We start from the raw sequence: 23,279 nt of genomic DNA, 5'->3' as shown, positions 1-23,279 counted from the left end.
CGGGGTATCCGCATGGCAAGTGCCCGAACCCGGTCATCGGCTCGGGCGACCCCGGCTGCGATCATTGTGCACATGCGTGTTGTGGTGATCGGGAGTGGCATCGTGGGGGCCGGGGCGGCCTACCACCTGACCCGCCGGGGCGCGACGGTGACCGTGGTGGACGGCGGGTTCCACGGCGAGGCGACGCGGGCGGGCGCGGGCATCGTGTGCCCGTGGGTGGACCATCCGGAGGACGACGCCTGGTACCGGCTGAACCGCGAGGGTGCCCGCCACTATCCGGGGCTGGTGGAGGAGCTGGGCGACGACATCGGGTACGCCAAGGTGGGCGCCCTGCTGGTGGCCGAGGACCCGGCCCATCTGGAGCCGGTACGCGCGCTGCTGCTCCGCCGCCACCCCGGGGCGCCGGAGATGGGGGAGATCACCGACGTGCCCACCCCGGCCGGGCTGTTCCCGCCGTTGTCCGACACGCTGAGCGCGATCATGGTGCCGGGCGCCGCCCGGGTGGACGGCTGCGCGGTACGCGACGCGCTCCTGCGCGCCGCCGTGGCCCAGGGCGCACAGGTCCGTACGGGCACCGCCACGCTCACCCCGACCGCCGAGGTGATCCTGCACCCCGAGCCCTGCCCGCCGGATCAGCCGGAGCGCCCGGCGGATGACGGTGTCCGGATCGAGGCCGACAAGGTGATCGTGGCGGCCGGCGCGTGGACCGGCGAGGTGTGCCGGCCCCTGGGCGTCGAGCTGCCCGTCTTCCCCCGGCGCGGCCAGATCCTGCACGCCACCCTGGAGGGCGTGGACACCGCGTGGTGGCCCATCATCCTGCCCAGGAAGGGCCCCTACCTGCTGGGCTTCCCCGACTCCCGCATCGTGATCGGCGCGACGGTCGAGGACGTGGGGTTCGCCCCGCGCGTCACCATGGGCGGACTGGCGGAGGTGATCGAGGCGGGGCTGGAGGTGGCGCCGGGGTTGATCAACGCGACGGTCACGGAGACGCGGGTCGGCCTGCGCCCCGTGTACGCCCCCGGCCACGCCCTCATCGCCCCCCTCACCGACCGGGTGGTGGTGGCGACGGGGCTGAGCGCGTACGGGCTGACGGCGGGCCCGTTCACCGGCGAGATCGCCGCCGCGCTCGCGCTCGGCGAGACGCCGCCCATCGACATCGCGCCCTACGCCCCCGCGACCCGGTAACCCGGTCACAGCGCACAATACGCCGCCCCGCCCGCCAAGCGCGACAAGCGTCGACGTAACATCGGATACCTCCCCACTGTGACGTCGTGGGGAGGCTGCCGTGCCGCTGCTCGCACCGCTGATGCTCCTGCTGCTGCTCGTCGCCGCCGCCGGTTGTACCAGCGGGCGGCCGGCTCCCTCCACACCCGCCGGGTCCGTACCGAGCCCGACCGCACCCTCCACCCTGCCCTCCGCCCTGCCCTCCACCCCTGCGCCCAGGCCGCCGGCGCCCCGCGACCGGGCGCGCGCGCCCGCGCCGGTGCAGGTCCCGCACGAGGCGTCCGGCGAGTACGACGTCGTACGCGGCGGCGCGCCCGCCCGGCCCGGACCCGGGGACGTGCTGCGGTACCTGGTGGAGGTGGAGCGCGGGCTGCCGTTCGACCCCGTGGAGTTCGCCGCCGAGGTGCACAGGACGCTCAACGACGTCCGCGGCTGGGGCCGCTTCCAGCGCGTGGACACCGGCCCGGTACAGGTGCGCGTCGCCCTGTCGAGCCCGCGGCTGACCAACAGCCAGTGCCTCCCGCTGCGCACCGGAGGCGAGCTGTCCTGCTGGAACGGCCGCCGCTCCGTCATCAACGCCCTGCGCTGGGCGAAGGGAGTCCCGCAGTACGACGGCGACCTGGCCGCCTACCGCCAGTACGTGATCAGCCACGAGGTCGGCCACAGCCTGGGACACGAGCACCGCCCGTGCCCCGGCCCCGGCCGGCTCGCGCCGGTCATGACCCAGCAGTCGAAGTCGCTGGGCCGCTGCCGCCCCAACCCGTGGCCGTTCCCCGAGCGCGAACACGAACGCGACGAACCCCACTGAGGCGAGCCGACCGACCTGAACTATCGCGATATATCGTAGAACAGGAACTCCGGGGAGCCCTGTCCGGTTGGACAGGACGCGGAGACCTTCCAGCAGTGACCTTCCAGCAGTGACCTTCCAGCAGTGACCTTCCAGCAGTGACCTTTCAGGGGAGAGTGGGCGATGGCAGGAAAGCGAACGGCACGGCGGATCCTCGCGGGCGGCGCGGCGCTCGCCGCGGCCGGGTGGGCCTTGCGCGACGTGCCCGCCGAGCTGGGCGTGCGACCGCTGATGTCCGGACCTGACCGGGCGGCGCGGATGAGGCGCTCGCCGCAGTTCAGGAACGGCACGTTCGTGAACACGATGCCCGAGCCGACCGCCTTGATGAGCACGCCGCCCGCGAGCATGCTCGGCGAGCTGACCAGGGAGCGCGGGCAGCGCCGCCCGGCCGGTCCCGTCCCGCTGCGCGTCCCGCCCGCCGACCCGCCGCCCGCCGACGGGGTGCGCGCGATCTGGTACGGCCACGCGTCCACGCTGGTGGAGATCGAGGGCAGGCGGGTGCTGTTCGACCCGGTGTGGAGCAGGCGGCCCTCCCCCTCGCAGTTGGTCGGCCCGAAGCGGCACCACCCGGTGCCGGTCGAGCTGCGCGAGCTGCCCGAGGTCGACGCGATCGCGATCTCGCACGACCACTACGACCACCTCGACATGGCGACCGTGCGCAGGCTGACCCGTACGCAGCGGGCCCCGTTCCTGGTGCCGCTGGGCATCGGGGCGCACCTGGAGCGGTGGGGCGTGCCCACGTACCGGATCGTCGAGCTGGACTGGGACGAGGAGGTCGAGGTCGCCGGGCTGCGCTTCGTCGCCACGGCGGCGCGGCACTTCTCCGGCCGCTCGCTCACCCGCAACGACACGCTGTGGGGCTCGTGGGTGGTCGCCGGGCGGGCCAGGCGGGTGTTCTACGCGGGCGACTCGGGATACTTCGAGGGCTACCGGGGCATCGGCTCGGCGCACGGGCCGTTCGACCTGACGCTGATGCCGATCGGCGCCTACAGCCCGTCGTGGCCGGACATCCACATGGACCCGGAGCAGGCCGTCCAGGCCCACCTCGACCTCGGCGGGTCGCTGCTGCTGCCGGTGCACTGGGCGACGTTCACGCTGGCCCTGCACCCGTGGGCCGAGCCGGTGGAGCGGCTGTGGCGGGAGGCCAAGGCGCGCGACGCGCGGATCGTGGTGCCGAGGCCGGGCGAGGCCGTGGACGCCTCCGCCGCCCCTGCGGTCGAGGGCTGGTGGGAGACGCTGGTCTGAGGGGAGTGCGGGAGACGTACAGTCGTGGCGTGAGCAACCTGGAGCTTGATCCGCAGGAGATCCGCTGCGCCGCCGAGGCAGGCGACCGCGAAGTGCTGATGGGACGCGAGGTGCCGCTGGGCGGGCCGCGCGCGATGTCGGTGAGCCGGACGCTGCCGGGCGTGCACCGGCGCATGATCGGAGCCTGGTGTTTCGTGGACGCGTACGGTCCCGACGAGGCCGCCATGCGGGTGCCGCCGCATCCGCACACCGGCCTGCAGACGGTGAGCTGGCTGCTCGAGGGGTCGGTGCTGCACCGCGACAGCCTGGGCACGCTGCAGGAGATCCGTCCCGGGCAGCTCAACCTGATGACAGCCGGGCGCGGCATCTCGCACTCGGAGGAGTCGCCGAAGACCGTGCTGCACGGCGTGCAGCTCTGGGTGGCGCTGCCCGGCGGGAGCAGGCACGTCGAGCCGGGGTTCGAGCATCACCCGGCGCTGCCCGTGCTGCCGGGGCCCGGGTTCGAGGCGCGGGTCGTCATGGGATCGCTGGGCGGGGTGAGTTCGCCCGCGACCGCCTACAGCCCGCTGGTGGGGGCCGAGATCGCGGTGGACGGCGCGTGCGAGGTGCCGGTCGAGCGGGGGTTCGAGCACGGGCTGCTGTTGATCGACGGCGAGGTGGCGGAGCTGGAGCGGGGGCCGATGGTGTATCTGCCGCCGGGCCGCTCCGGGCTGCGGCTGTCGGGGCGCGGGCGGGTGCTGCTGATCGGCGGGGAGCCGTTCGGCGAGGAGATCGTGATGTGGTGGAACTTCGTGGGCCGCTCCCACGACGAGATCGCCGCGTACCGGAAGGAGTGGATGGAGGGCGAGGGGTTCGGCGTGGTCGACGGGTACGACGGTGCGCCACTGCCCGCACCCGCCCTCCCGGGCACCCGGCTCAAACCGCGCGGCCGGGTCCGCTAGCCTCCGTGACACTCCCGGAGGTCGTCGGCCGGACGGCCGCCGACTTCCGTGGCGCTCCCGGGGCGGGGAGCGCCACGGGGCGTCACGTCAGGCGCTGGGCCTTGCTCAGCAGCCGCTGGGCCACCACCACGAGCGCCAGGAACACGCCGCTGACCACCTGCTGGAACGCCGACGTCAGGCTGCCCACCTGGTTGATCAGGCTCTGGATGACGCCGAGCAGCAGCACCCCGGCCACCGAGCCGGTGATGCCGCCCGCCCCGCCGGTCAGCAGGGTGCCGCCGATCACCACGGCGGCGATGGCGTCGAGTTCGAGGCCGATGCCGAGGATCGTCACCCCGGACGAGAGCCGGGCCGCGTTCAGTGCCCCGGCCAGGCCCGCGAGCAGGCCCGACATGACGTACACGGACACCTTCGTACGCGCGACCGGCACGCCCATCAGGGCCGCCGCCTGCTCGTTGCCGCCGATGGCGTAGACGTTCTGGCCGAAGCCCGTACGCTGCAGCAGCACCATCGCGACCACGGCCAGGACGGCGGTGATGTAGACCGGGTAGGACAGGCCGAGGACCTCCCCCTGTCCCAGGGCGGCGAACGCGCGGTCCTCGACGAGGTACGTGGTCGCGCCCTCGTCGGAGATGGCCAGCATCAGGCCGCGCACGCCCAGCAGCCCGGCCAGGGTGACGATGAACGGCGCCATGCCCGTACGCGCGATCACCAGGCCCTGCAGCAGGCCCACCACCCCGCACACCGCCAGCGGCAGCGCCAGGGCGACGAGCGGGCCGTACTGCGAGCCGTAGGCCGCCAGCACGCCGCCCAGGACGAACAGCGAGCCCACCGACAGGTCGATCCCGCCGCTGATGATCACGAAGGTCATCCCGATCGCGATGATCGCCAGGAACGAGGAGGAGACGACCACGCTGGCGGCGTTCGCGGGCGTGGCGAAGGAGTCGAAGGCCAGGCTGCCCACGATCACCAGCATGCCCAGCACCATCACGGCGCCGTGCTGCTGGAGCACCCGGCTCGCCTGTTCGCGGTTCATCGTGTCCCCCGCTTCCTGGTGGCGTAGACGGCGGCCAGGATGATGACCGCCTGGACCATCTGGGTCCACGACTGCGGGAGGTTGTGCTTGATCAGTGTGGCCGCCAGGAGCTGCATGAGCAGCGCGCCCATCACCGTGCTGAGCACCCGGATCCGGCCGCCGGTCAGCGGCGTGCCGCCGACCACGACGGCGGTGATCGCCGACAGCTCGATGAACAGGCCGAGCGAGGTCGGGTCGCTGGCCTGGAGCCGGGCCGTGGCCAGCACCCCGGCCAGGGCGGCGAGCAGGCCGGAGATCACGTACACGGTCAGGAGCACCCGTTTGACCGGCAGCCCGGACAGCTCGCTGGCCGACCGGTTGCCGCCGATGGCGACCACCTGACGCCCGAACGTGGTGCGCCGCACCACGAACAGCACGATCACGGTCAGCGCTGCCGCGATCAGCACGATGACCGGGATCCCGGCCACCGAGCTGCTGCCCAGCGCGATCAGGTCAGGGTTGCGGAACTCGACGAGCTGCGGCACCAGCACGTTCGCCAGGCCGCGCACGCCGACCAGCAGGGCGAGGGTCGCCACGATCGGCTGCACCCCGACGTACGCCACCAGCGCCCCGCCCGCCGCCCCCACGACCGCGCCGCCGACCACGGCCACGACGAGCGCGGGCAGCCAGCCGTAGCCGAGGTAGAGCACGGTCAGCGCGGCGGCCAGCGCCATCACCGAGCCGACCGACAGGTCGATGCCCTGGGTGCCGATCACCAGGGCCATGCCCAGCGACACGATCACGATGGGGGTGACCTGGACGAGCTGGGTGCGGAAGTTGGCCGCGTCCAGGAAGTGCGGGGTGAACAGCACGTTGAACAGCAGCAGCGCCAGCACCGCCGCGTACACGCCGTAGTCCTGCACCCATGCGTACACCTGCGGTTTGAGCGCGGCGGCGCGGCCGTCCGGCCGGCCGCCCCGGTCGTGCGCCAGCTCAGCCATCGGACGGCTCCGCCTGCTCCGCGATCGTCGCCATGATCCTCTCCTCGGTGACCTCGTCGCCCGACAGCTCCCCCACGACCGCGCCCTCGCGCAGGACGAGGATCCTGTCGGCGCCCTCGACCAGCTCCTCCAGGTCGGAGGAGATCAGCAGCACGCCCAGGCCCTCCTGGGCCAGCTCGTCGATCAGCGCCTGGACCTCGGCCTTGGCGCCGACGTCGATGCCCCGGGTGGGCTCGTCCAGCAACAGCACCTTGGGACGCACGGCCAGCCAGCGGGCCAGCAGCACCTTCTGCTGGTTGCCGCCGGACAGCTCGGAGACGAGCTGGTGCGGCGAGGCGGCCTTGATCCTCAGCCTCCGCATGAAGATCTCGACCACCCGGTCGATCCGCGCCTCGGACACCACGCCCGCCCGGCCGAGGGAGGGCAGGGCGGCCAGGGCGATGTTCTCGCGGACGGACAGGGTCGGGATGATGCCCTCGGCCTTGCGGTCCTCGGGCAGCAGGCTGACGCCCGCCCTGATCGCCGCCGCCGTGGAGCCGGCCCGCAGCGGCAGCCCGGCCACCAGCACCTGGCCGTCGTCCAGCGGCAACGCGCCGACGATGGCCTTGGCGGTCTCGGTGCGTCCCGCGCCGAGCAGGCCGCCCAGGCCGACGACCTCGCCGGGCCGGACGGAGACGTCCACGCCGTCGAGCACGTGCCGCCGGGTCAGGCCCCGCGCCTCGACGACCGCGCCCTCCTCCTTGGCCGGTGTGTCCCCTGTCGGCGTGTCCTCTGTGGGCGTGTCCTCGGTGGGCGTGTCCTCGGTGGACGGGGCGCCGGGGGTGCGATGGCGGTCGCGGGAGAAGCGGGTCAGGCCCCGCGAGCGTACGTCGCTGAGGTCGCGTCCCAGCATGAGCGAGATCAGCCGGAGCCGTTCCAGCTCCGCCAGCGGGCCGGTGTGCGCCAGGCGGCCGTCACGCAGGACGGTCACCCGGTCGCACACCCGGTACAGCTCGTCGAGCCGGTGGCTGACGTACATGACCGCGATCCCGCTGTCGCGCAGCCGCCCGATCACCCCGAACAGGGTCTCCACCTCGCGGGGTTCGAGGGAGGAGGTGGGCTCGTCCATGATGACGACCCGCGCCTCCACCGACACCGCCCGCGCGAGGGCGACCATCTGCTGCGCGCCCACCCCGAGGGTGCGCAGCGGGCGGCGTACGTCGGTCTCGACGCCGTAGCCGGCCAGGACGCGTTCGGCCTCGCCGTACATCGCGGCCGCGTCGATCACGCCGAACCTGCCGCGCGGCTCGCGGCCGAGCAGCAGGTTGCGGGCCACCGACATCATGGGGACGAGGTTGACCTCCTGGTAGATGGTCTGGATGCCGGCGCGCTGCGCCTCCATGGGGGTGCCGAAGGCGGCCGGGGCGCCCCGGTAGCGCAGCTCGCCGCCGTCCGGCCGGTACACGCCGGTGAAGACCTTGATCAGGGTGGACTTGCCCGCGCCGTTCTCGCCGACGAGCGCGTGCACCTCGCCGGGGCGCAGGGCGAGGGACACGCCGTCGAGCGCGAGCACCCCGGGGAAGCGTTTGCTGATCCCCCGGGCCTCGAGCACCGGCTCCACGCCCGTGGAGTGGATCACGTCAGCCAAGTCAGTACGCCTCACCGAGGGAGTCCTTGGCGTTGGTCGTGTCGTAGTCGCGGTCGGAGATGATCACCTTGTCGGGGATGGCCTCGCCGTCGAGGAACTTGCCGGCGGTCTCGAAGGCGAGCGGGCCGAAGCGCGGGTTGGACTCGATGACCGCGTGCAGCCAGCCGTCGGCGATGCCCTGGACGGCGCTGCGGGTGCCGTCCACCGAGACGATCTTGATGTCGCCCGGCTCCTTGCCCGCGCCCTTGAGCGCGGTGACCGCGCCCAGCGCCATCTCGTCGTTCTCGGCGTAGATGCCGTTGATGTCGGGGTTGGACTGGATGAGCTGCTCGGTGACCTGCTGGCCCTTCTCGCGGGCGAACTCACCGGTCTGCTCGAACGAGATCGTGATCCCGGGGGCCTGCTCCTTGACGCGGTCCTTGAAGCCGTTCGTGCGCTCGGTGGTGACGTTGTTGCCGGGCGCGCCGAGCAGGATGGCCACCTTGCCCTTGCCGGACAGCGCCTCGATCATGCGGTCGGCGGCGCGCTTGCCCTGCTCGTAGAAGTCGGAGCCGATGAAGGTGAGGTAGTCGCTGCACGGCCTGGCGTTGATCTTGCGGTCGACCGTGATGATCGGGATCTTCTTGGCCGCGGCCTGCTGGAGCACGGGCTCCCAGCCGTCGGAGTTCAGCGGCGCGATGACCAGCAGCTGCACGCCCTGCGCGATGAGCTGCTGCACGTCGGTGATCTGCTTGGAGAACTGCGACTGGGCGTTGGTGACCTTGAGGTTGGTGATGCCGAGCCGGGCCGCCTCGTCCTTGATCGACTTGGTCTCCGCGATGCGGAACGGATTGGCCTCCTTCTCGGACTGGGAGAAGCCCACCGTGGCCGTCTTGAGGTCGAACTTCGTGCCGCCGAACTGCTCCAGCGTGCACGTCGGGCCGGCGGTGCCGGTCGGGGTCTGGACCACCTGCTGCCCGGCCGTGCCGGTGGCGGCGGGCGCGCTCTGCGGTGCCTCCGCCTTGGCGCAGCCGGCCGCGGTGAGGAGGACGGCCAGTGTCAGCGCGGCGGTCCGGAGATGGGGGGTCATCGCGGTTCCCTTCTTACCAGGTCCCCGGGTTCCTCCGGGGTCGCGCCCGGGCCGCGCGGGCCCGGGCGCGCCGGAGATCGGCTCCAGGGGGAGATCAGCTACAGGTGGGGTTGATCGCGCTCGTGAGCGCCTTGTGGGCGTCGTGGACGCGCTTGACGTCGGGCTTGGTGACGGCCCTGTCGTACGTCATGAGGCCGTTGATCTCGGTCTCGACGTCGGTCGTCTGGGTGTAGATCGCGGCGCTGAGCTGCTCGCAGGCGTGCAGCCGCTCGATCTCCTTGATCATGTTGACGTAGCGGGTGGTGAGGGACTCGGGGTCCGGTTCGACCGCGTAGCCCCAGCCGCCGCCGGACCAGGTGTGGCCGACCACGGGCAGGGCCAGGCCGCCGTACTCGCCGATGACGTTCGCCCTGGTGCCCGATGGCTTGCCGGGGTTGCCGGGGCCCGGGTAGATGTGGAAGTCCTTGACGTCGCCGTTGCCGCCGTCCACGGCGCCGCAGCAGTTGATTCCGCTCATGTTGTTCACCAGGCGCGAGGGGTCCCAGCTCTTGACCAGGTCGGCGATGCGAGCCTGGTCGTACTGGCCCCATCCCTCGTTGAACGGCACCCACATCACGATCGACGGGCTGCTGCGGTGCTGGTCGACCAGCTCGCGCAGCTCGGCCTCGAACTGCGGCCGGTCGGTGGTGCGGAAGGCCGAGGGCATGTCCTGCCAGACCAGCAGACCGAGCTGGTCCGCGTGGTGGTACCAGCGGTCCGACTCGACCTTGACGTGCTTGCGCACGGCGTTGAAGCCGAGGGCCTTGGTCTGCACCAGGTCGTAGCGCAGGGCCTCGTCGGTCGGCGGCGTGTAGATGCCGTCGGGCCAGAAGCCCTGGTCGAGCGGGCCGATCTGGAAGACAGGCTGCCCGTTGAGCAGCGTCCGGTTGCCGGAGACCTCGATGGAGCGCATCCCGAAGTACGACTCCACCTTGTCGTCCTTGAGCCTGACCTCCAGGTCGTACAGGTGGGGGTCGTCAGGGGACCACAGCTTGGGGTCGGGGACGGGCAGGCGCAGCTCCTTGCCGACCTGGCCGCGGACGACGCCGACCACGCGGCGGCCGTCCCTGGCGATCACGGTGGCGGTGCCGGACGAGCCTTGCACGGTCACGTACAGGGCCTCGCCGCGCAGGTCGGGGGTGGTGTCCACGCGGTCGATGCGGTCCTTGGACACCGGCTCGATCCAGACGGTCTGCCAGATGCCCGACACGGCGGTGTACCAGATGCCGCTGGGGCTGAGCCGCTGCTTGCCGATGGGCTGGGCGCCCTGGTCGGTCGGGTCGTGCACGCCGACGACCAGTTCCTGGGTGCCGGAGCGCTTGAGCGCGGCGGTCACGTCGACGCTGATGCGGTCGTAGCCGCCCTTGTGGGTGGTCACCTGCTTGCCGTTGACGTAGACGGTGGCGTTCCAGTCGACGGCGTCGAGGTGCAGCAGCAGCCGCTCACCGCGCCAGTCGCGGGGCACCTCGAACGTGCGGCGGTACCACATGCGCTCCTCGTGCCGGCCGATGCCCGACAACTGTGACTCCACCGGGTACGGCACCACGATGCGCTCGGGCAGGTCGCGGCCGATGGGCGCGGCCTCGCCCGCCTTGGCCGGGGCGAACTGCCAGGTGCCGTTGAGGCTGCGCCAGCGGTCGCGGGCGAGCTGCGGCCTGGGGTACTCGGGCAGCGGGTTCGCCGGGTCCACCTCGTCGGTCCACTCCGTCTTCAGGACGTAGGTGGAGGCGTTGACCACGTACGCGAAGGCGTAGGCGGCCAGCGGGGTGCCGTCGGCGTAGGCGATGCCGCCGCTGCCGTCGTAGGAGGTGCGGACGGTGGCGCCGGCCTTGCCCGGGACAGGGTGGCCCAGCTTCAGCTCCACGGTCTCGGGGCTCTTCTGGACCGCGGAGGTCACGGGCCAGGCCGCGGCGCCGACCGTGACGGCCAGCTTCTTGGCGGCGTCGGCGGGCAGCGCGCTCAGGGGCCTGCCGAACGTCAGCGTCGCCACGTCACCGGCCGTGTTCAGCCGGGCGTCGTACGGGCCGTCCGGCTGGAAGTCCGCCGGCACGGTGAGCGCGTCCGCGGGCACCACGGCCTTCGGCTGGCTGGGGCTCTGCCAGCGCAGGCGCAGGTTGGCGCCGCCGAAGTGCTCGAAGTACTCGACCTTGATGTCGTACTTCCGCCCGGCTTCCAGCGCGATCGGGGTGCCGATCTGCTCCTTGTCCCAGTCGTCCACCCAGTGGTCGATGATCGGCTCGCCGTTCACCCAGAGGCGGAAGCCGTTGTCGCCGATGATGGAGAAGGTGTAGGTCTCGGAGTATTTGGGGGTGATCTGTCCCGTCCACCGGACGGTGACGTCGTCCTCCCTGCCGGTCAGCAGCTTGAAGGTCGGGTTGAGGTCGGCCAGCTCCAGGTTGGGGTCGATGACGCTCGCCTTGAGCTCGGCGAAGTCGAACTTCCCCGCCGCCGAGGCGAGGTAGTAGTCGCCGCGCAGCCCGTTCCGCTCGGGAAGGGCCGCCGCGTCGGCGGAGGCGGGTGCCGGGATCTGCCATAACACGGAGATCACCACGGCCAGCAGCATCGCGAGGCGCTTACGCACGGGGGGTCCTTTCGAAACGCGCCGATCAGGTTCGGACAGCTTTTGACCCTGACATGCTCCAAAGTAAGCACCACCGGACCGAGGTGGTCAAGATTTTCGATCAGATTCGTTCTCGTTCGGTCAGACGTGAACTCATGTTGGCCGGTCCACTATGATCGGGACGTGAGCGACACGCAGAGCGACGGACGCAGGCCCGTGTTCGCCGCTGAACGTCGGCAGCGCATCCTCGAGCTGGTGCGCGCCAACGGCGCCGTGTCGCTGCGCGAGCTGGCCCAGGCCGTGCACTCCTCCGAGGTGACCGTCCGCCGCGACCTGCGCGCGCTGGAGTCGGAGGGCCTGCTCAACCGCCACCACGGCGGGGCCACCCTGCCCGGCGAGCTGTCGCGCGAGGCCGGCTACGCCCACAAGGTCTCCGTCGAGTCGGCCGAGAAGGCCGCCATCGCCGACCTGGCCGCCGCCCTGGTCGAGGACGGCGACGCCATCGTGGTCGGGCCCGGCACCACCACGCAGGAGTTCGCCCGCCGCCTGACCAGGCACTCCGAGCTGGCCGTGGTGTCCAACTCGCTGCTGGTCGCCCAGGTGCTGGCGGGCTCGCCGCGCGTCGAGGTGATGCTCACCGGCGGCACGCTGCGCGGCTCGATCCTGGCGCTGGTGGGCAGCGCGGCCGAGCACTCCCTGGCCGGGCTGCGGGTGCGCAGGGCGTTCATCTCGGGCAACGGCCTGACCGCCGAGCGCGGCCTGTCCACCCCCAACATGCAGGTGGCGGGGGTCGATCGGGCGCTGGCGGCGGCGGCGGAGGAGGTCGTGGTGCTGGCCGACCACACCAAGATCGGGATCGACACGATGGTGCAGACCGTGGCCCCCGACCGGATCGACCACCTGGTCACCGACGACGCCGCGCCCCGCGACGTGCTGGACGACCTGAGCGGGCGCGGCGTCCGCCTGCACGTCGCCCAGTTCTGAACGACCCGGTTCAGAGCGGCCCAGCTCTGAGCGACCCAGCTCTGAGCGGCCCGGTTCCCGATTCGCCGTTTCTGAGAGCTGTTTCTGATCGCCGCTTCTGATCGAATGTGACAATTTCGTTACTGGAATGTTTCCTCCCTCAACCACGATCGAGGCGGAGGCAACCGTGTTACAGGTGGCTGGCGTTCTCAAGACGTTCCAGGGTGTCACCGCCCTCGACCACGTCACCCTGTCCGTACGCGCCGGCGAGGTGCACGCCCTGGTCGGCGGCAACGGCGCGGGCAAGTCCACCCTGGTCAAGGTGCTGTCGGGCGTCCACCAGCCGGACGCGGGCGAGCTGCGGCTCCTCGGAGAGCCGGTGCGGTTCGCCGGACCGGCCGACGCCAAGCGGGCCGGGATCGCCACGATCCACCAGGAGACGAACCTCGTCCCGACCATGAGCGTGGCCCGCAACCTGCTGCTGGGCCGCGAACCCCGGGGACGGCTCGGGCTCATCGACTCGGCGGCCGTGCACGCCCGCGCCGAGGAGCTGCTGGCCGCGTACGGGCTGGAGGTGGACGTACGCCGCCCGCTCGGCTCGCTCGGCGAGGGCGCCCGCCAGCTCGTGGCCCTGGCGCGGGCCGCCTCGGCGGACGCCCGGCTGGTCATCATGGACGAGCCCACCACCGCGCTCGACCACGCCGAGCTGGAGACCCTGCGCGGAGCCGTGACCAGGCTGCGCGAGCAGGGCCGCTCGGTCGTCTACGTCACCCACCGGCTGGAGGAGCTGTACGGCATCTGCGACCGGGTCACGGTGCTGCGCGACGGCCGGGTCGTGCACACGGGGCCGCTGGCCGGGCTCGACCGGCTGCGGCTGGTCTCCCTCATGCTGGGCCGCCCGTTCCACCCGGTGGAGCCGCTGCCGCAGGCGGGCGAGCCGGACCCGCCCGCCGACGCGCCCGTCCTGGAGGCCAAGGGGCTGACCCGTCACCACATGCTGGACGGCGTGTCGCTGGCGATGCGGGCGGGCGAGGTCGTCGGCCTGGGCGGGCTGCTCGGCGCGGGCCGCAGTGAGACCGCCCGCGCGATCGCGGGCGTGCTGCCGGTGGACGCCGGGCAGGTCACGGTGGCCGGGGCGGCGGCGCGCAAGTGGTCGATCAGGAGCGCCGTACGCGCCGGGATCGGCCTGGTGCCGGAGAACAGGGGCACCGAGGGCATCGTGCCCACCCTGTCGGTGCGCGACAACATCGCCCTGGCCGCCCTGCCGCGCCTGTCGCGGGCGGGCATCGTGTCGGACGCGCAGGTGGACAACATCGTGACGACGTTCATGCGGCGGCTGGGCATCAAGGCGGTCTCGCCCCGCCAGCCCGCCGGTGAGCTGTCGGGCGGCAACCAGCAGAAGGTGCTGCTGGCCCGCTGGCTGGCCATGCACCCCAAGGTGCTGCTGCTGGACGAGCCCACCAGGGGCGTGGACCTGGCGACCAAGCTGGAGATGCAGGCGCTGCTCGACGAGCTGGCCGTGGACGGGCTGGCCATCCTGCTGATCTCCTCGGACGTGGCCGAGCTGGTCGAGAACTGCGACAGCGTCGTGGTGCTCAGGGACGGCTCGATCACCGAGCAGCTCACCGGCCCCGAGGTCACCGAGGACCGCCTGCTCGCCGCCCTGGCCAAGGACTGACGCCCCTTCGCCCCGCCGCTCCCGGTAGAGCGGGAATTACCGGGCGAATGAACAGGACAAATAGACGATCACCGCCGCGAGGCCGGGCGGGCGATCTTCGACCAGAGCCACGCGACGCTCCCGTACGCCTGGTCGAGCCCGTGGTACAGCCGCGGCGGAAGGTACGGGAGCAGCGCCGAGTGCCGCTGGCCGAGCAGCGCGAACATCTGCTCCGGCGGGAGCGTGACGTAGCGCGGCAGGCTCTCGTACCAGCGGGCGCTGTTGCGGGCCGCCCTCTGCGCGCACCGGATCGTGGACTTGCGCTCGCGCTCGTAGAAGGCGAGTGCGGAGTCGAGCCGCGGCCGCGAGTGCAGCGCGTGGACCAGGAACGCGGCGTCCCCGAGAGCGAGCGCGGTGCCCGCGCCGACGGAGTAGTGGGTGGTGTGCGCGGCGTCCCCCATCAGGACGAGGTTGCCGCGACGCCACGTCTGGTTGGTGAGGGTACGGAAGTTCAGCCAGCGGGCGCTCTCCCCGTTGGTTCCCCTGCCGATCAGCGGATGGCCGTCGAGGAGGTCGGCGAAGAGCTTCCCCAGCAGGCCGAGGCTGTCGGCCTCGCCGGACCGGTGGAACCCGAGCCCCTCCCACGTCTCCGGCGAGCACTCGACCACGCAGGTGCTGCGGTCGCGGCTGTAGCCGTAGCCGTAGCACCAGATCCAGCCGTGCGGGGTGTCGGTGAAGGCGAAGGTGAACGAGCCGAACACCTTGGTGGTGCCGAGCCAGATGTAGACGTTGCGGCCGAGCGCGACCTGGGTGCCGAAGTGGTCGGCGTGTCGCTCGCGCAGCGTGCTGTTGACGCCGTCGCAGGCGACGACGAGGTCGGCCCCGGCCAGCTCCGCCTCGGAGGTGATCTCACGCTCGTACTCGACGCGTACGCCGAGGTCGTGGGCCCGGTCGGCGAGGATGGCGAGCAGCCTGCCCCGGCCGATGCCGTAGCCGCCGTCCCAGTGGTCGACGAGGAGCGGCGGCCGGTCGTGGACGTGCGCCTGCCAGGTGTCCCAGCGGATCGAGTCGTCGCCGATGGCCCGCGCGGACTCGGGGTCGATGGCGTGCAGGGTGTCGTGCAGCTCACGCCAGTAGGTGACGCCCCACCCGTACGTCGAGCCCTCGGGGTACCGCTCGTGGACGGTGATGTCGTGGGACGGGTCGGTCCGCTTCATCAGGATCGCGAAATACAGACCGGCGGGCCCGCCGCCGACGCAGGCAACCTTCACCACATCCCCCAATGTGACACCATGCGGTCAACCTGCTGCACAGCGTATCAGCGGGCGTCGCCGGGCAGGTGGAGGGCGGGTTCGGGGCCGTCGTGACGGGGCCCTGCGGTCGCGCCGGGTGAGCGCGCCGCGGTCAGTAGACCGAGACGTGCGGGTGGTCGTAGTGGTTGGCCGTGGTGCCGCCGCGGTCGGACATGGTGCGCCACGCGCCCGTCCGTACGTGCCAGATGCGCTGCCGGTAGATCACGTACATGATGCCCAGCCGCTTGGCGTTCTTGACCACCCAGGCGGCGATCTCGTCGCCGCGCTTGAGCTCCTCCCCCGTCGGCATCGCGCCGCCGCGGCTCAGCATGAAGTCGCAGGCCCGCCCGAGCGGGTGCTCGCCGCCGTCCTGGATCACCCGGTAGCAGCCGATGCCGTACGGCACCTCGAACCGCTCCTGGATGAGCTGCTTGACCAGCCGCATCCGGGGCGTGATGTGGTCGGACCCCTCGGGGAGCTGCGGCACCCACGTGCCGTCGGGACGCCGGATCCCCGGTGCCGTGTAGAGCTGGTCGATCTTGTCGCGGATCTTCTCGATCTGCTTCTCGGCCTTGTCCTTGCGCTCCTCCAGCTCCCCCACCGTGCGGTCGAGCTCCTCGGCGCGGGCGGCGGCCTCGTCCTCGGCCCGCTGGCGGTCGTCCCTGACCTGGGCGTAGCCGCTGAGCCTGGCGTCCTGCTGGTTGATGAGGTGCTGGGTCAGCGCCATCCGGCCGAGCACGTCGGACGGGTCCGCGCCGCCCTGGTCGCTCCCGCTGACGAGCAGGGTGAGCGAGCTGTACCCGCCGCCGATGTACTGGGCCATGGCCATGGCGCGCAGTTCTTCCGAGTTGCGGTCGTACGCCTCCTGGGCCTCGGCCAGCTTGTCGCGGGCCGCCTTGGCCGCCTTGTCCGCGCGTTCGCGGGCGATGCGACTGTTGTAGTAGTCGGTGATGAGCCGGTCGGAGTCCTTCTGGAGCGCGGCCAGCTCCTTCTTGAGCTGCTTGACGGAGGGCTTGGGCGCGGCCTGCGCCGGGCCCGTGAGGAACGGGAGTGCCAGCAGCAGCACGGCCAACGCGGCGGCGGCGGTCCTACGCGCCGGACCGCGGCGGGTCGAGGCTGCGGACACACGCGCCGGACCGCGGCGCGTCTGGACGGCGGACGTACGGGCCCGCGACCGTCCGGCGGGGGACGCAACCGCCACAGTTCTCCTAAGCCCGAGCCTCAGGGCAGGTTCCGGTCACGAGTTTTCCAGGCCGGGGGGACGCCCTCTATCCGACGCACGATAGTAGGGGATCACGTGACCTTGCCCGCAACTCACCTCATTTCGGTATAGCGACCCTTACGTACCCTGCGGACCACGATCTGCCGTCCGACCAGCGCCGATCCGGGCACCACCAGCAGCCCCAGCAGGCTGGAGCCCAGCCCCAGGCCGACCTCGGCGTCCACCAGCCCGTCGCCGTCGCCGCCGAGCACCGGCAGGCCGAGCGAGACGCTCACCGAGATCGACACCAGCGGGCCGCGCGCTCGGGCCGAGGGCTGCGCGGGCGCGCTCGTCGTGGGGGGCGGCGGTTCGCCGTTGCCCGGCGGGTCGGTGCCGGGAGGGTCGTCCGGGGGCGAGGTGGTGGGCGGCGGGGAGGTCGGCTCCGGATCGTCGGGCCGGGTCGGCTGACTGGTCGGCTCCCGGGTCGGTTCACGCGTCGGCTCGCGGGTGGGCTCACGGGTCGGCTCCCGAGTGGGCTGACGAGTGGGCTCGCGGCTGGGCTCGCGGGTCGAGGGCGCCCCGGTCGGCGGTCGCGTGCCGCCGGAGGAGGGCGGGGGGCTCGGGTCCGCGACGGGCGGGGTGATCGGCTCGCTCAGCGTGGGCACGATCCCCGTCGGCCCGACGGTGGTGGGCGGGGCGGTGGTGGGCGCGGCCGGGGCCGGGGTGAACGGCGGGGCCGAGGTGGCGGGCGGCAGGGCGGTGCCGCTCTCCAGGTCGGGCGAGTCGCCTAAGATCACGAACGTCGACACGACCGCCGCCGTCGTGGCCAGCACCAGCCCGCCCGTCACCGCGAACTTGCCCACCGGCGAGAGCGCGCTGTGAAACAGGCTGGTGGCGCCGCCGTCCGCGACCGGCTGCGGCTTGGGCAGCAGGACCACCAGCGGCAGGGCCAGGCCCCCGAGCCCGGTACGTCCCCGCAGCTCCCAGTCCTCCCCGTACGCCGCCCGCGCGGTCCGCTCCAGCTCGTCCAGGAACGCCTCCGCCGACTCGGGCCGGCCCTCGGGGTCCTTGGCCAGGCCGTGTTCGAGCAGGGGGCGCAGGGGTTCCTCGATGTCCTCCAGCGGGGGCGGCACGTGCTGGTGCTGGTAGGCGAGGGCAGCCACGTTCTCGCCGTGGAACGCGCGGTGACCGGTCAGGCATTCGTAGAAGACCAGGGTGGCGGCGTACACGTCGGTGGCCGGGCCGGCGGGGGCCTCGTCCCACTGCTCGGGCGCCATGTACGAGGGGGTGCCGACCAGCGCGGCCGCCTCCCCGAAGTGGGCCGCCACGCCGAAGTCGACGAGCTTGCTGTCGCCGTCCTGGGTGACCATGACGTTCTCGGGCTTGAAGTCGCGGTGCACGACCCCGTGGTGGTGCGCCTCGGCCAGCCCGAGCAGCGCGCCCTTCAGCAGGGTGAGGGCCGCCTCGACGCCGGTCGCGCCCTCGTGCTGCAGCAGCCGTCGCAGCGTGACGCCCTCCACCAGCTCCATCACGATGACGGCGTCGTCGTCGCCTTCGACGTAGTCGAGCAGGCGGGCGGTGTGAGGGCTGTCGACCTCCCGGATGACCAGGGCCTCCGCCCGGAACCTCGCCCGGAACCCCTCGTCGTCGCGAAGCGGCTCGGACAGGTGCTTGATCGCGACCGCCAGACCGTCGGAGTCGCGTACGGCGAGCATCACCCGGCCGGTCCCGCCGTGGCCGAGTTCCCGGATCTCCGTGTAGCCGGGAACCTCCATGAAGGGACCTCCTGCCCGGATAAAGATCCTTATGTCGGGACGCTATCCCGGCGTCACGCGCCGTGTCGAGCCCTCCTCACGAGAGTCACCGTCCCGCTACGGCAGTCGGTATTCCTCCGCCTCCGGACAGGAGCTTTGGCCGGGTGACCGCCCGTCAGGCCCGCCGCCTCGGCACCGGAGCCGTGGAGCCCCGTACGACCAGCTCGGTCGCGAGCTCCACATGGTGGGAGTCGATCCGCTCCCCGGCCGCCAGCCGCAGCGCCGTACGCAGCGCCACCCCGCCCATCTCGCGCAGCGGCTGCCGGACGGTGGTCAGCGGCGGCGAGGTCACCTGGGCGATCTGGGTGTCGTCGAACCCCACGATGCTCAGATCCTCCGGGATGCGCAGCCCCCGCGCCCGCGCCGCCTCCATGATGCCGACCGCCATCTCGTCGCTGCCCGCGAAGATGGCCGTCGGGGCGTGCGGCAGGTCGAGCACCACGGCCCCGCCCTCCACGCCGTCGTGGTAGCGGAAGTGCCCCGAGCGCACGTGGCCGGGCAGCACCGGCGCGCCTTCGGCCTCCATGGCGGCCCGGTAGCCGTGCAGCCGCGCCTGGTTGCAGGCGGCGGTGGCCGGGCCGCCGAGGTAGGCGATGCGGCGGTGCCCGAGGGAGAGCAGGTGCTGGGTGGCGGCCAGCCCGCCGGCGAAGTTGGTGGAGCCGATGCTGGTCACCCGGGTGCGCGGCAGGTTGAGCGGGTCGATGAGCACCAGCGGCAGGCGGGCCCTGGCCAGCGCGGCGGGCTGCCCCGCGGTCAGCTCGCCGGTGACCGCGATCAGCGCCCGCCGCCCGGCCGTGACCAGCTCGCGCGCCCACGCCGTGGTACGCGCCGCGCCGCTCCTGATGCTGACCACGATGCCGACGCCCGCCTCGGCCCCGGCCTCCACCGCGCCCTGGATGATCTCGGTGGAGTAGGCGTTGAGGTCGGTGTCGAACTGCACCTCGACGGTGGCCTGCGCGGACGGCTCACGGCGCGGGGCCGGGGCGACGTAGTCGTGCTGGCGCAGTAGCGACTGCACCAGCGAGCGGGTGGCCGGGGACACGTCGCTGCGGCCGTTGAGCACCTTGGAGACGGTCGCGACCGACACCCCGGCGGAGGCGGCGACCGTGGCGAGCGTCGCGCGTCTAGGACTGGCCGGCATCTCCACCCCTCGGATCTAGGCCCGTCATCTCCTGCGCTCCTTAAAGAGGTGTGGCCTTCTCGCAACTTTTCGAAAATGTTTCGACGTCGCCGCCGAAGCTCGGCGCGGAGCCTCCTCCCTCTCAGATCACCAGGTGAAGGCATACGCGAAAGTACCTTACACGCGCACAGCCAGAAAGCCAGACAGTCCCTGATCCACAAGCTATTGACAGGCCAATTTTCGAAATCTAGATTGGCGACCCCCGCGGTCATGTCGAAAATGTTTCGACGAGATGACAGGTGAGCTGACATGAGGAGGGGTGGACGAGTGGCATCGCCACGATGCCGACCCGCGACCGCCGGCCATCGCATCCAGTGATCAACGAGCCGCGCCCCCAGCCCGCGGCACTCACGTACGGAGATCAGCGTGGAGTCCAGGACAACCTCTCGCCGTACCTTCCTCAGCCTCTCCATGGGGCTCCCCCTGGGAGCGGCACTCGCCGCGTGCGGCGGTTCGAGCCCCACACAGACCGGCGCGGGCGGTGGCACCGGGGCCACCGGCGCGGGCGGCGGTGGCGGCGGCGCCACCTACTGGTACCTGTCGACGCAGCCGCAGGAGGGCGTGCGCACCAGGACCGTCGAGCGGTTCAACAAGGCCAACCCCAACGGCACGATCACCGGCACGACGTTCCAGAACGACGCGTACAAGACGAAGATCAAGACGGCCATCGGGGCCGGTCAGGCGCCCACCCTGATCTGGGGCTGGGGCGGCGGCACGCTGCGCAGCTACGTACAGGCGGGCCAGGTGGACGACCTCACCGCCTGGTTCGGCCAGAACGCCGCCGTCAAGGACCGGCTGTTCCCCTCCTCCTTCGGCGCGGCCACCATCGACGGCAAGATCTACGCGATGCCGTGCGAGACCATGCAGCCGATCGTCCTGTACTACGACAAGCGGGCCTTCGACAAGATCGGCGCCCAGCCACCCCAGACGTGGGGCGACATCATGGACCTGGTGCCCAAGTTCAACGCCCAGGGCATCGCGCCGTTCTCGCTCGGCGGCCAGTCGCGCTGGACCAACATGATGTGGCTGGAGTTCCTGTTCGACCGCATGGGCGGGCCCGAGATCTTCCAGGCCGTGTTCGACGGCGAGAAGGACGCCTGGAACAACCCGATCGCCCTCGACGCCCTGGGCAAGGTGCAGGAGCTGGTCAAGGCCGACGGGTTCATCAAGGGCTTCTCCTCCATCACCGCCGACTCCAACGCCGACCAGGCGCTGCTGTACACCGGCAAGGCCGCGATGATGCTGCACGGCGGCTGGACGTACGGCGGCATGTCCACCGACGGCGGCGACTTCGTCTCCGGCGGCAACCTCGGCTACATGAACTTCCCGCCGATCGACGGCGGCACGGGCGACCCCGGCAACACCGTCGGCAACCCCGGCCAGTACCTCTCGATCTCCGCCAAGGCCACCGCCGAGCAGAAGGAGATCGCCAAGAAGTTCTTCACCACCGAGCTGATGGGCGACCAGGCGGTCAAGGAGTGGGTCTCGACCGGCGCCGTGCCGATCGTCAAGGGCGCCGACGCGCAGTTCGCCACCTCCAAGGACGCCGCGTTCCTGAACTTCGTCTACGGCATCGCGGTCAACGCCAAGTCGTTCGCCCAGTCGTGGGACCAGGCGCTCAGCCCGACGGCGGCCGAGGTGCTGCTGGACAACATCGCCAAGCTGTTCCAGTTGTCGATCTCGCCGCAGCAGTTCGCCACGAGCATGAACGCGGTCATCGGCAAGTGAGCGCACCGACGACCACCACCACCGCCCGGCCCGCGGCGCGCGCGGGCCGCGGCGGCTCACTCGGGTGGATGGCCGCGCCGGCGCTGGTGGCCTTCGCCGGGTTCGGCGTGATCCCGCTGGCCGGAGTCCTGCTGCTCAGCTTCACGCAGTGGGACGGGCTCGGCGACATCCGCCTCGCCGGGTTCGAGAGCTGGCGGGCCGTGCTCGGCGACCCCGGGCTGCCGCACGCGCTGTGGGTGACGTTCCTCGTCATGGCGCTGTCGTGGGCGGTGCAGACGCCGGCGGCCCTCCTGCTCGGCGTGTTCCTGGCCGGGCGGCAGCGTTACCGCGCGGTCCTGTCCGTGTTGTACTTCATCCCGCTGCTGCTCAGCTCGGCGGCCATCGCGATCACCTACAAGGCGCTGCTCGACCCGAACTTCGGGCTCGGCGCGGGCCTCGGCATCCCGCTGCTCGTCCAGGACTGGCTGGGCGATCCGGTGCTCGCGTTCGGCGTGGTGATCTTCGTGGTGTCCTGGCAGTTCATCCCGTTCCACTCGCTGCTCTACCAGGGCGGCGTCCGGCAGATCCCGCGCTCGATGTACGAGGCCGCGGAGCTGGACGGCGCGGGCCGCGTCCGTACGTTCTTCAGCATCACGCTGCCGCAGCTCAAGTACACGATCATCACGTCCTCGACCATGGTCGTCATAGGCTCGCTGACCTTCTTCGACCTGATCTTCGTACTGACCGCGGGCGGCCCCGGCGACGCGACCCGGGTGCTCGCCCTCGACATGTACAAACGCGGCTTCCAGGCCAACCTCATGGGCCCGGCCAGCGCGATCGCGGTCATCCTCGTCCTGGTGGGCCTCGCCCTGGCGCTGCTGCTGCGCCGGATCGGCGGGCGCGACGCCGGCCACAGCCAGCTCGAAGGAGCCTGACCCATGGCGACCACCCTCACGAGCGGCCCGCGCGAGAAGGCCATGCGGCGGCGGGCGCGCAGGCCCGGCCAGGCCCGGCGGCGCCCCAACTGGGCGGCCGGTCTGACCAGCGTGATCTGGCTGGCGATCGTGATCGTGCCGATCTACTGGATCGTCATCACCAGCTTCAAGTCCCAGGCCACCTACTACGCCGAGAACCCGCTGGCGCCGCCGGCCGAGCCGACGCTGGCCAACTACCGGCTGGTCGTCGAGTCGGACTTCCCGCGGTACTTCGTCAACAGCGTCGTCGTCACGCTCGGCGCCGTGGTCCCGGCCGTGCTGGTCAGCTTCATGGCGGCGTACGCGATCGTGCGCGGCGCCCGGAGCCGGCTGCTCAGGTGGACGAACTCGCTCTTCCTCATGGGCCTGGCCATCCCGTTGCAGGCCACGGTGATCCCGATCTATCTGATCATCATCCGCCTGAACCTGTACGACACCCTGATGGCGCTGATCCTGCCGTCGATCGCGTTCGCCATCCCCCTGTCGGTGCTGGTGCTGGCCAACTTCATCAGGGACGTGCCGAAGGAGCTGTTCGACTCGATGCGGATCGACGGCGCCACCGAGTCGGGGATGCTCTGGCGGCTGGCGTTCCCGCTGACCCGTCCGGCCGTGGTGACCGTGACGGTCTACAACGCGCTGCAGATCTGGAACGGGTTCCTGCTGCCGCTGATCCTCACGCAGAGCCCCGACAACCGCACGCTGCCGCTGGCGCTGTGGTCGTTCCAGGGGCAGTACAGCGTCAACGTGCCCGCGGTGCTGGCCTCGGTGGTGCTCACCACGCTGCCCATCCTCGCCCTCTACGTCGTGGGCCGCCGCCAGCTCCTCAGTGGCCTGACGGTGGGATTCGGGAAGTGAGCACCCCGGTCAGCGTGCCGGCGTGGCGGGCCAGGTGCGCCACGTCCGTCTCGTAGAAACGATCGTCG

General features: G+C 71.7%; 18 protein-coding genes. 9 read left to right on the top strand and 9 right to left on the bottom strand.

Going from position 1 to position 23,279, the window contains the following annotated elements:
- Positions 1-72 precede the first annotated feature (72 nt).
- From ABD844_RS41030 to ABD844_RS41015, 4 genes are all read left to right on the top strand, one after another.
- Complete coding sequence (locus tag ABD844_RS41030; RefSeq protein WP_344891014.1) at positions 73-1,185, top strand: NAD(P)/FAD-dependent oxidoreductase; 1,113 nt, start codon at positions 73-75, stop codon at positions 1,183-1,185.
- 100 nt (positions 1,186-1,285) lie between these two features.
- Positions 1,286-2,032: a DUF3152 domain-containing protein gene (locus ABD844_RS41025; protein ID WP_344891010.1), complete on the top strand. Its 747-nt coding sequence runs from the start codon at positions 1,286-1,288 to the stop codon at positions 2,030-2,032.
- Positions 2,033-2,194: 162 nt separating this feature from the next.
- A complete protein-coding gene (locus ABD844_RS41020) occupies positions 2,195-3,316 on the top strand; it encodes an MBL fold metallo-hydrolase (RefSeq protein WP_344891007.1) in 1,122 nt (373 codons plus the stop codon).
- A gap of 29 nt (positions 3,317-3,345) precedes the next feature.
- Positions 3,346-4,257, top strand: a complete 912-nt coding sequence (locus ABD844_RS41015) for a pirin family protein (RefSeq protein ID WP_344891004.1) — start codon at positions 3,346-3,348, stop codon at positions 4,255-4,257.
- 82 nt (positions 4,258-4,339) lie between these two features.
- Here the strand turns inward: ABD844_RS41015 and ABD844_RS41010 are convergent, their stop codons facing one another.
- The 5 genes from ABD844_RS41010 to ABD844_RS40990 form a co-directional block, all read right to left on the bottom strand.
- On the bottom strand, positions 4,340-5,293 hold the full coding sequence (locus ABD844_RS41010; protein ID WP_344891000.1) for an ABC transporter permease: 954 nt from the start codon (positions 5,291-5,293) through the stop codon (positions 4,340-4,342).
- Entirely contained in the window at positions 5,290-6,273 is a 984-nt protein-coding gene (locus ABD844_RS41005) for an ABC transporter permease (protein ID WP_344890996.1), read from the bottom strand. The genes ABD844_RS41010 and ABD844_RS41005 overlap by 4 nt, the downstream gene beginning before the upstream one ends.
- Positions 6,266-7,891 (bottom strand): sugar ABC transporter ATP-binding protein, encoded by a 1,626-nt coding sequence (locus tag ABD844_RS41000; protein ID WP_344891084.1) that lies wholly within the window; start codon positions 7,889-7,891, stop codon positions 6,266-6,268. The genes ABD844_RS41005 and ABD844_RS41000 overlap by 8 nt, the downstream gene beginning before the upstream one ends.
- A gap of 10 nt (positions 7,892-7,901) precedes the next feature.
- Entirely contained in the window at positions 7,902-8,969 is a 1,068-nt protein-coding gene (locus tag ABD844_RS40995) for an ABC transporter substrate-binding protein (RefSeq protein ID WP_344890993.1), read from the bottom strand.
- A 94-nt stretch (positions 8,970-9,063) separates the two neighbouring features.
- The gene (locus ABD844_RS40990; RefSeq protein ID WP_344890990.1) at positions 9,064-11,589 is read right to left on the bottom strand and encodes a PA14 domain-containing protein; all 2,526 of its coding nucleotides are present in this window, start codon (positions 11,587-11,589) and stop codon (positions 9,064-9,066) included.
- Positions 11,590-11,751: 162 nt separating this feature from the next.
- On the opposite strand from ABD844_RS40990, the gene ABD844_RS40985 reads away from it, so the two are divergent.
- Both ABD844_RS40985 and ABD844_RS40980 read left to right on the top strand, forming a co-directional pair.
- Positions 11,752-12,552 (top strand): DeoR/GlpR family DNA-binding transcription regulator, encoded by an 801-nt coding sequence (locus ABD844_RS40985; RefSeq protein ID WP_344890987.1) that lies wholly within the window; start codon positions 11,752-11,754, stop codon positions 12,550-12,552.
- A gap of 175 nt (positions 12,553-12,727) precedes the next feature.
- Entirely contained in the window at positions 12,728-14,209 is a 1,482-nt protein-coding gene (locus tag ABD844_RS40980) for a sugar ABC transporter ATP-binding protein (protein WP_344890984.1), read from the top strand.
- A gap of 68 nt (positions 14,210-14,277) precedes the next feature.
- Here the strand turns inward: ABD844_RS40980 and ABD844_RS40975 are convergent, their stop codons facing one another.
- From ABD844_RS40975 to ABD844_RS40960, 4 genes are all read right to left on the bottom strand, one after another.
- On the bottom strand, positions 14,278-15,462 hold the full coding sequence (locus tag ABD844_RS40975; RefSeq protein ID WP_344890981.1) for an FAD-dependent monooxygenase: 1,185 nt from the start codon (positions 15,460-15,462) through the stop codon (positions 14,278-14,280).
- A 130-nt stretch (positions 15,463-15,592) separates the two neighbouring features.
- Positions 15,593-16,606, bottom strand: coding sequence for a coiled-coil domain-containing protein (locus ABD844_RS40970; protein ID WP_344890978.1), 1,014 nt, complete (start codon positions 16,604-16,606; stop codon positions 15,593-15,595).
- 188 nt (positions 16,607-16,794) lie between these two features.
- Positions 16,795-18,456 carry a protein kinase domain-containing protein gene (locus tag ABD844_RS40965; protein ID WP_344890975.1) on the bottom strand — a complete coding sequence of 554 codons (1,662 nt, stop codon included), beginning with the start codon at positions 18,454-18,456 and terminating at the stop codon, positions 16,795-16,797.
- Between the two features lie 154 nt (positions 18,457-18,610).
- Positions 18,611-19,636, bottom strand: coding sequence for a LacI family DNA-binding transcriptional regulator (locus ABD844_RS40960; RefSeq protein WP_344890972.1), 1,026 nt, complete (start codon positions 19,634-19,636; stop codon positions 18,611-18,613).
- A gap of 450 nt (positions 19,637-20,086) precedes the next feature.
- Here ABD844_RS40960 and ABD844_RS40955 point away from each other — a divergent pair, with 450 nt between their 5' ends.
- The 3 genes from ABD844_RS40955 to ABD844_RS40945 all read left to right on the top strand — a co-directional run bounded on the left by ABD844_RS40955 (position 20,087) and on the right by ABD844_RS40945 (position 23,211).
- A complete protein-coding gene (locus ABD844_RS40955) occupies positions 20,087-21,403 on the top strand; it encodes an extracellular solute-binding protein (RefSeq protein ID WP_344890969.1) in 1,317 nt (438 codons plus the stop codon).
- Positions 21,404-21,471: 68 nt separating this feature from the next.
- On the top strand, positions 21,472-22,317 hold the full coding sequence (locus tag ABD844_RS40950) for a carbohydrate ABC transporter permease (protein ID WP_344891080.1): 846 nt from the start codon (positions 21,472-21,474) through the stop codon (positions 22,315-22,317).
- Between the two features lie 3 nt (positions 22,318-22,320).
- Positions 22,321-23,211 carry a carbohydrate ABC transporter permease gene (locus tag ABD844_RS40945; protein WP_344890965.1) on the top strand — a complete coding sequence of 297 codons (891 nt, stop codon included), beginning with the start codon at positions 22,321-22,323 and terminating at the stop codon, positions 23,209-23,211.
- The last annotated feature ends 68 nt before the right edge of the window (positions 23,212-23,279 follow it).

It is taken from the genome of Nonomuraea antimicrobica (assembly GCF_039536965.1).
GTDB classification, from domain to species: Bacteria; Actinomycetota; Actinomycetes; order Streptosporangiales; family Streptosporangiaceae; genus Nonomuraea; species Nonomuraea antimicrobica.
The sequence above is the reverse complement of the archived record's forward strand: the minus strand, read 5'-3'. Positions and strand labels throughout refer to the sequence as shown.

What these genes read in the sequence shown, in the direction of transcription:
- ABD844_RS41030 (WP_344891014.1), top strand. Translation starts at nt 73, where the DNA reads ATGCGTGTTGTGGTGATCGGGAGTGGCATCGTGGGGGCCGGGGCGGCC.
- ABD844_RS41020 (WP_344891007.1), top strand. Translation starts at nt 2,195, where the DNA reads ATGGCAGGAAAGCGAACGGCACGGCGGATCCTCGCGGGCGGCGCGGCG.
- ABD844_RS41010 (WP_344891000.1), bottom strand. Translation starts at nt 5,293, where the DNA reads ATGAACCGCGAACAGGCGAGCCGGGTGCTCCAGCAGCACGGCGCCGTG.
- ABD844_RS41005 (WP_344890996.1), bottom strand. Translation starts at nt 6,273, where the DNA reads ATGGCTGAGCTGGCGCACGACCGGGGCGGCCGGCCGGACGGCCGCGCC.
- ABD844_RS40995 (WP_344890993.1), bottom strand. Translation starts at nt 8,969, where the DNA reads ATGACCCCCCATCTCCGGACCGCCGCGCTGACACTGGCCGTCCTCCTC.
- ABD844_RS40965 (WP_344890975.1), bottom strand. Translation starts at nt 18,456, where the DNA reads ATGGAGGTTCCCGGCTACACGGAGATCCGGGAACTCGGCCACGGCGGG.
- ABD844_RS40960 (WP_344890972.1), bottom strand. Translation starts at nt 19,636, where the DNA reads ATGCCGGCCAGTCCTAGACGCGCGACGCTCGCCACGGTCGCCGCCTCC.
- ABD844_RS40955 (WP_344890969.1), top strand. Translation starts at nt 20,087, where the DNA reads ATGGGGCTCCCCCTGGGAGCGGCACTCGCCGCGTGCGGCGGTTCGAGC.
- ABD844_RS40950 (WP_344891080.1), top strand. Translation starts at nt 21,472, where the DNA reads ATGGCCGCGCCGGCGCTGGTGGCCTTCGCCGGGTTCGGCGTGATCCCG.
- ABD844_RS40945 (WP_344890965.1), top strand. Translation starts at nt 22,321, where the DNA reads ATGGCGACCACCCTCACGAGCGGCCCGCGCGAGAAGGCCATGCGGCGG.